At 50.2% G+C, this 7,256-nt stretch carries 5 protein-coding genes; 3 read left to right on the forward strand and 2 right to left on the reverse strand.

From position 1 onward, the window contains the following. Window positions 1–2,314 (forward strand): autotransporter outer membrane beta-barrel domain-containing protein (locus tag AA105894_RS10775; RefSeq protein ID WP_267311715.1); only part of this gene is annotated, 2,314 nt, incomplete at its 5' end. Between the two features lie 37 nt (window positions 2,315–2,351). Beyond that, a complete protein-coding gene (locus tag AA105894_RS10780) occupies window positions 2,352–2,951 on the forward strand; it encodes an invasion associated locus B family protein (RefSeq protein ID WP_267311716.1) in 600 nt (199 codons plus the stop codon). 106 nt (window positions 2,952–3,057) lie between these two features. Here the strand turns inward: AA105894_RS10780 and AA105894_RS10785 are convergent, their stop codons facing one another. Then, window positions 3,058–3,804 (reverse strand): Crp/Fnr family transcriptional regulator, encoded by a 747-nt coding sequence (locus AA105894_RS10785; protein ID WP_304500471.1) that lies wholly within the window; start codon window positions 3,802–3,804, stop codon window positions 3,058–3,060. Between the two features lie 106 nt (window positions 3,805–3,910). Next, window positions 3,911–5,458: a Hint domain-containing protein gene (locus AA105894_RS10790; RefSeq protein ID WP_267311717.1), complete on the reverse strand. Its 1,548-nt coding sequence runs from the start codon at window positions 5,456–5,458 to the stop codon at window positions 3,911–3,913. A 430-nt stretch (window positions 5,459–5,888) separates the two neighbouring features. Between AA105894_RS10790 and AA105894_RS10795 the strand changes: the two genes are divergently transcribed. Continuing rightward, entirely contained in the window at window positions 5,889–6,599 is a 711-nt protein-coding gene (locus AA105894_RS10795) for an aminotransferase-like domain-containing protein (RefSeq protein WP_267311718.1), read from the forward strand. The last annotated feature ends 657 nt before the right edge of the window (window positions 6,600–7,256 follow it).

Below are 7,256 nucleotides of genomic sequence, written 5' to 3' on the forward strand. Positions count from 1 at the left end.
TGGCATGCAGTTCGCTAATAACGATGGTGGTGTCTACAAGGTGACAGGCGACGATCTGTACGCGACGACGGGTACGACAACCATTCGTGTTGGTGATGGCACGACCAACGGGTCAGCGATCACGGCTAATCTCGATACGGTCATCAATGACAGCAATGTCTCTGGTGGTACTTCGCTCGTTAAATCGGATGCAGGCACCCTGATCATCACGAAGGATCAAACCTATCGAGGCGATACCACAATCAGTGGCGGTACCTTACAACTCGGCGATGGGGGAACGGGGGGGCGCATCGATAGCAGCCCGGCAATCCACAATAATGGGCGCCTCGTCGTTAATCATGCCGATGGCGTCAATCTGGCCCAACCAATTGATGGTACGGGTGCATTCATTCAGGCCGGTACGGGTACGACGACACTCGGGAACAATAACAGCTACACGGGCGGTACTACGCTCACCAATGGCGGTCTTCAGGGCTCGACAACAAGCTTCGGCTCCGGAGATGTTAATGTCGGTCAGAATGCCAATCTGATTATTGCCCAGCAGAATGACGGTAACTTTGACAACCCGCTCACGGGTGACGGACAGATCACCAAGCAGGGACGCGGGTCTGTCGTCTTCAACCGCGATAACACGAGCTTCAACGGTGATGTCGATGTTGTCGAGGGCGAGCTGGCTGTCAACGGAGCAATGACAAGCGCGACATTTGCTGCGCGCGACGGGGGTATACTGTCTGGCACGGGTGCACTGGGTGCGACCACGATTGGCTCTGGTGGTGTGCTTTCGCCCGCTGGGTCCGGGCCGATCGGTGTCATGACGATCAACCGGAATTTGACGATGGAACCGGGTTCAACCCTCTATATGGATGCGACCAGCCAATCGACCGGAACCAGCATAACAGAGCAGGGCAAAACCTATGAGCGGCTGGTGAGCGATCTGGTTAATGTGCAGGGAAGCGTGAATCTCAATGGCGGCACGGTGGCATTCAATGCTCCGACCGGTTCCATACTCAACCGCAACCAGGCTTATCGCCTTATCCAATCGACCGATGGAATTTCCGGGCGGTTCGATCAGCTGTCGAGCAATATTGGTAATCAGTATCTCTTCTTATCGCCAAGCCTGACCTATTCAGGAAACGCCGTGGATCTTCTGCTTAACCGTAACGGCAACAGTTTTTCTGTGGTCGGAAACGCACGTAACGAGCTGGCGGCTGGTCTTGCGCTCGACAAACTGCCGGAGACTAATCCTGTGGTGCAGGTGCTCACCGGTCTGGACAAGGATGATGCGCGCAAGGCTCTGAATGCAGTATCGGGTGAGATCCATGCATCGATCCGCTCGGCTTTGATCGAGGATGCGTATCTGGCGCGAGAGGCAGTGACCGATCGTCTGGATAGTGCTGATTGCGACGGTGCCGACAATAGCGGTATCATGCGCACCGCTGCGACGCGCAAGGGCTCTCGGAAAGGGCAATGCTACTCTGATCGTCTTGTTTTCTGGACGCAGGCCTATGGCAGTCTTGGCAAGAATTATAGCAACGGCAATGCGGCGAGCATGAACCATACGAATGCCGGGTTCCTGATGGGGGCAGATACGCCTGTTTTCGAGACGGCTCGTGTTGGTGGTGTGTTTGGCTATAGCAACTCGACATTCAACGTTTCTGATGGCCGGGCGTCATCAGGGCATAGCAACAACCTCACAATTGGCGGCTACGCCGGAAATCATTGGGGTAAACTGAACGTCCGTCTTGGAGCTACTTATACCTGGAATATGCTGAGCACTCGTCGCACAGTGGCGTTCAACGGCTATCAGGGTTCACGTCTTGGTGCTTCGTATCTTGGAGGAACAAGCCAGGCGTTCGGTGAGGTCGGGTACAAGATGAAGACCCGTACGACTACCGTGGAGCCTTTTGCGGGTGTCGCCTATGTTAATGTCCACACGAATAGCTTTCGTGAGAAAAGCGGTCCAGACGCGCTGGCCGGACAGGACATGACGACGGGCATGACTTACTCGACGTTCGGTATCCGGGCTGCCGCCACTTATCAGGCTGGACGCACGTTGTTGACCCCCCGGTTCATGGTCGGCTACCGCCATGCTTTTGGTCTGACCACGCCGACGGCACGACTAAACTTCGCAGGGGTTAGTGATGCCAATATGGATGTGGCCGGGACGCCCATTGCTGCAGATGTTGCTGTCATCAATGCTGGGTTTGGTATCAAGGCAACAGACAGGATTACGCTGGGCATCTACTACACGGGGCAATATGGCGTGCAGGCAATAGATAATGGCGCCAAAGCTAATATCAGCCTTGCTTTCTAAAGCTTCTCGTCCGCGTGTTTCAGATAAGGAACCAGTTATGCATAAGTTACGAAGATCACACATACTTGGTGCTGTAGCGGGTATAGGGTTCCTTGGTTTGATCGCCAGCTCCTGGACGGGGCAGGCATCCGACAAGAGGCTAACGGCGCCTGCAGCAGGAGATTTGAGCGGAGGCCAGGCCACCGATGGCTATGCTTTGCCTAGCGGAGCATCGTCACTCGATGAAACTTATCAGGATTGGAAAGTGATCTGCCGAAAGTCGGGAATGGTCTCTCAGTGCGTAATCGCCCAGCAACTGATCAATGAGAAGAGCCGTCAGCGAATACTCACCCTGCAATTTAGCCCAAGCAAAATTCAGGTCACTGGCGTCGCAATTATGCCTTTCGGTCTCCTTCTGGCGAAAGGCGCAACATTGACCGCTGATGGGCAGAAAATCGGAAACTATGCCTTTAGCACTTGTTTACCTACAGGGTGTGTGGTTCCCTTCAACATCTCCAGCGCTCAGTTTGCACACATTTCCCAAGCGTCTCGCATTGAAATCCGAGCGGCTGCCCCTGACGGAAAGGGTATGGAGATTTCGATTTCACCCAAAGGTCTGAACGCGGCTACCGCACGCCTCGTCGAGATACGGCGGTAAGGTGTCGTGTCGGTTGCTGACTAAATAGTACCCGTAAAGAGACGAATATGATATGTTGTGAACACTATCATATCCTTACTTTTTGGTACCAGGCTATTGGGCTGTGCTAGTTCGATAGCTTGGTAGAGGGCCAGGAGGATATCATTGTGAGGCTCTCAATGTTTTCCATAATTATCCAATTATGATTCTTTATTGATATGATTTTCTCCTTTTCGAAATCACGGAATATTCTGCTTACGGTTTCCTGTGTCAGGCCGAGATTGTTCGCGATATCTGTGCGCGACATAGGTAGCGTTATTTCACGTGATTCTCGGTCATAATTGATTCCACTCCATCTCCGTTCGAGCAGAAATAATGCCAAGCGCTGTCTGGCTCTTGCTCTGGCCAGCAAGGCCACATGGTCATTAAGATGTGCTATTCTCTGGCTCATTTTTTTCATGATGAAGTTTCTTATGGGCAGGTAATTCGCCATGAGGTTTTTCATCGTCGAAGCAGGAATAATGAAAAGATCTACTCTACTTAGACACCTTGCAGTGAACGTGTAGAAATCCAGCTCAACGAATCCTATGAAAGCGCCAGGGCCTGAAAAATCGAATATAACGCTGTCCTCGTTTTTTAGCTTTCTCTCCAATGAAACGTATCCAGAAATGATAGATAGCAGTATTCTTCTGTCTGTCCCTTCCACGACGATTACTTCCCCGGGACTATACTGCCGTCTGCAGGAGCTCTCGATGAGGATTTTACCTACTTCTTGATGAATAAAATCGTTCTCGACAAAAATAGGAATTCTCTCTGGGAAGTCGTGCATAACACCGTACCTTTCGCCGATTTTCTTCAACAACACGATGAACATAAGATTAGAATCAATATTATTTTAGATAATAAAACTCTTGATTATCTAAAATAAATACAAATAACACTCTTATTATTATGTTCGGTATTTTTTAATCATTATTCACCTAAATTATGTTATCTATGGTCGAAATTACACTCATCGATAGAATAACCGGATCGAGCCCACCCTCTAATTTTATTGGCAGAAATGCCTCCCCGTTTGTCCACCGCATTGACGGGGCATCGCTCTGGTGCCAACCTAATAACCGCGGGTTCTTGACGTGTTCTTGAAACTGAATCATCGAATTCTTGTTAAAAATTGTTATATCACCAACTAGGACACCTAATCTGCGTCGATCATCCAAGAAAGGCCCGATCATATCGCATGGCCGTGCCGCGCCCGAGCACAACCAGTAGGCATCGGAACCGGGACGAAGATTAAATACATAAATTTCGCCCTGCGCGCGGATTGGATCAATGCGCCGGCCACAGCTGCTGCGGAGATGAATATCTAACTGAAGAGAAGAATTACTAAATGCAAATCCTGCCTCAAAACCAAGGTTTTGAGCGCGTGCCACAAGTCGCTCAAAAACAGGTTTTACAAAATCACAATCCGTATTGAGGGGGGCTGCTGCATGGTCAGCCCAATTGAGCTTCTGATCAAGAGCGCAGCCTTTTTTTCCTTTGTTGCCCGCGAACTTATAACTGTTGCCTGTGTCCAGATAGCTTTCTGCTGGCGCATTGTTTGCCGATAGGATTGAATGCGTCTCTGTAGTTATATGATAATAATCGTACTCCTGGATTTTTTTTTCGTATCTGATTGTGGAGCCATTAACGAGCATTCGAATAGGGATGAGGCAACCATCGAAAAGAAAACAGTGCTCGGATGTGACTAAGAGGTCTTCATCTGGCACTGACGCTTCAAAAGCATTAGCCTGTATACGCACGGGGTAACCCGACTCGTCATCGGGCAACTCTGGAGAGACTTTACACCGTGCAGATCCCACCCACATTACTGGCTCGAACGAGATCCCTGTTGAATTATTAACAGCCACCATGTCCCCGGATTTTATGTCTTCGACAGGCTGGCGACCGTTCTGGGTGGTTATCATGGTTCCAGAGAGAAAACAGACGTTTATATCCTCTGGGGGGATTATCGAATCGAAATTAATTCCCGTGAGGGAAGGCGTATAGCTATATCTCACATTGTTAACAGTCATGTACGAGTTCGACGTTCCCCATATGGATTTATGGTATTGTACGGTCCTATAGCCTGAAGCATTCGGGTCTGTGCTAATGAATATTATACTTTTATCTGTTATTATAAAAAATGCATTGTCAATGGACGGATTGGAGAAAAATCCTTCAATGCGAGAACCTCCGAACATCAGCAAACCATTGGTGACGGTAAACAGCATATCGGCTGCTGAAGCGGGTGCGTTGTTTCGAGTGTCTCGAATATTGTATTCCGTATAACCGATTCGAATCTTGCCAGATACAAGTGCTGACGCATAAAGATCGAGATGAACCCCTATTGGAAGTCCGTTATAATAAGCGACCACTGCGATCCTCCCTGAATTGCAAAATATATAATATTGACCCGGATAAGTCGCTTTTTGTTGCAATACATTTCTGTATTTTCTTAAATCGACTTTCCTTTCGTTCGAAGTCATCTGACATTTCATTAAGGCTAATTCAATCTTTGAGTGCCTCATGGCGCTCGGGGCTCCCCTGCGCCTAACGCCCGCATCATGATATAGATCAATTTTTAGGATTGATTGTATCGAATGCGAACCAAAAATGCGTCGCTTGACTCCTGCTTCGCTAACAGCACGCGCATGCAGCTTAGAGCAGGCTCTTATCGCAGGGTAGACCGCCAAACAAGGAGCTTCGGTGGGATCGGCCCTGAACTGCAGAGAGTGCGAGGCAGTATTCGAGCGTCACTTACCTTCTATCTGTAATTTCTGGTTAACCCTGCTTTCAGGGTCTTTATCAGCGTACGATTTTTTTATTTTACATATGCGACCTGACGTTATGCTTGCCGATAAAAATTATGCGGTCGTGCACCTCCGGGAGGTTGCCACGCCTTAGCTCACAATCTCCGTGCAGGGTTTGTGTGCATTGCAAGGCGGAATTCGCGTCGTTGGCGTTCCGGTGGACCATGAAGGGCTCGATGTCGAATGTCTAGCGCAGACTTTGCGGAACGATCCACGCATCAGGGCCGTGTATGTCATGCCCCATCATCAATATCCGACCACAGTCACTTTCGGAGCCGGACGGCGCCTGAAACTGCTTGAATTGGCGAGGCAGCACGATCTGCTCATCATCGAAGATGACTATGATCATGATTATCGCTGCGATAGTGCCCCGGTTCTGCCCCTCGCCGCCCGGGCCGGCGCCGACCGGCGGCTGATCCATATCGGCTCGCTCTCTAAATTGACGATACCGGCATTGCGCCTGGGCTACGTTATTGCTCAGCCAGATATTCTGAAACGCATGACAGAACTGCGCGAGGCGATCGATCGTCAGGGCGACGTGCCTTTGGAACAGGCCATGGCACTGATGAACCGTAACGGTGTGCTCGGCCGACATGCCCGTAAGGCCAGGCGTATCTATGTAGAACGACGCGACTTCCTGTTGAGGAAAGTTCGCGAAAAGCTGGGCGACGCGGTGACATTTTCCGTTCCTGCAGGAGGCCTGGCAGTCTGGATAAAAATAAAAGCTTGCATAGATGGCGACGATTGGAAAATTTCGGCCAAGAAAAATAGCCTGAATATCAAGAATGAAAGTAGTTTTTGTCGAGTTGCAAAATAATTTCAGTTATCTCAGATTTGGCTACGCGCACCTCGATGTATGAGAGATTGATAAGGCGGTTTGTATAATGGCGCGTTATGAATCTATATTCTGTTGATGCAGATTCAATGGAGTGGTGTGAGGTTTTTTCTTGCCCGGTTCAAGGCTTGGTGAAGGTTCGCCCGACTCTCATCAAACGCATGTAACAGTTTCAATATGCTTACCTACCTGGGTGTTTGAGAGGGGCCAGATCATCCAGGTTCGAGCCGACCAGATACCTTCGCCGGAGAGGGCGCTAGAAACTCGACAACGGGCGCAGCTTTTTCGCTCTTCATCTCCCTTGCCAGTCGTTCCGCCTCAGCCTCGTCCAACCTCCTCAAAGCGACCCGCGTCACGTATCTGGCTTTTTCAAGATTGCCGGTCAGCTTGCATTTCATGATCGCTGCCTGTGTCTCACGAGGCAGTTTTGCTGGCGGCATCCAGATGGCCTTCAGCAGGTCCAGATCTCTCCTGGCCCTATCGCACTGGACGACATGGCGTGCTTTCCATGCGGTGATCTCCTCCTGTCTGCGCCTGTCGGCCTCGCGGCAGAGCGTGACAAGCCATTCCTTGCATGTGTCACGCCTGACGATCTGCTGAAGCAGCTCACTATTCTCTCTCCGCAGCTGCGCATTGGCT

This window comes from Asaia spathodeae NBRC 105894 (genome assembly GCF_025994195.1).
Lineage (GTDB): Bacteria > Pseudomonadota > Alphaproteobacteria > Acetobacterales > Acetobacteraceae > Asaia > Asaia siamensis.

Bases quoted from the DNA above. Each gene is read 5' to 3' on its own strand.
- AA105894_RS10780 (WP_267311716.1), top strand. From the start codon at position 2,352: ATGCATAAGTTACGAAGATCACACATACTTGGTGCTGTAGCGGGTATA.
- AA105894_RS10785 (WP_304500471.1), bottom strand. From the start codon at position 3,804: ATGTTCATCGTGTTGTTGAAGAAAATCGGCGAAAGGTACGGTGTTATG.
- AA105894_RS10790 (WP_267311717.1), bottom strand. From the start codon at position 5,458: ATGACTTCGAACGAAAGGAAAGTCGATTTAAGAAAATACAGAAATGTA.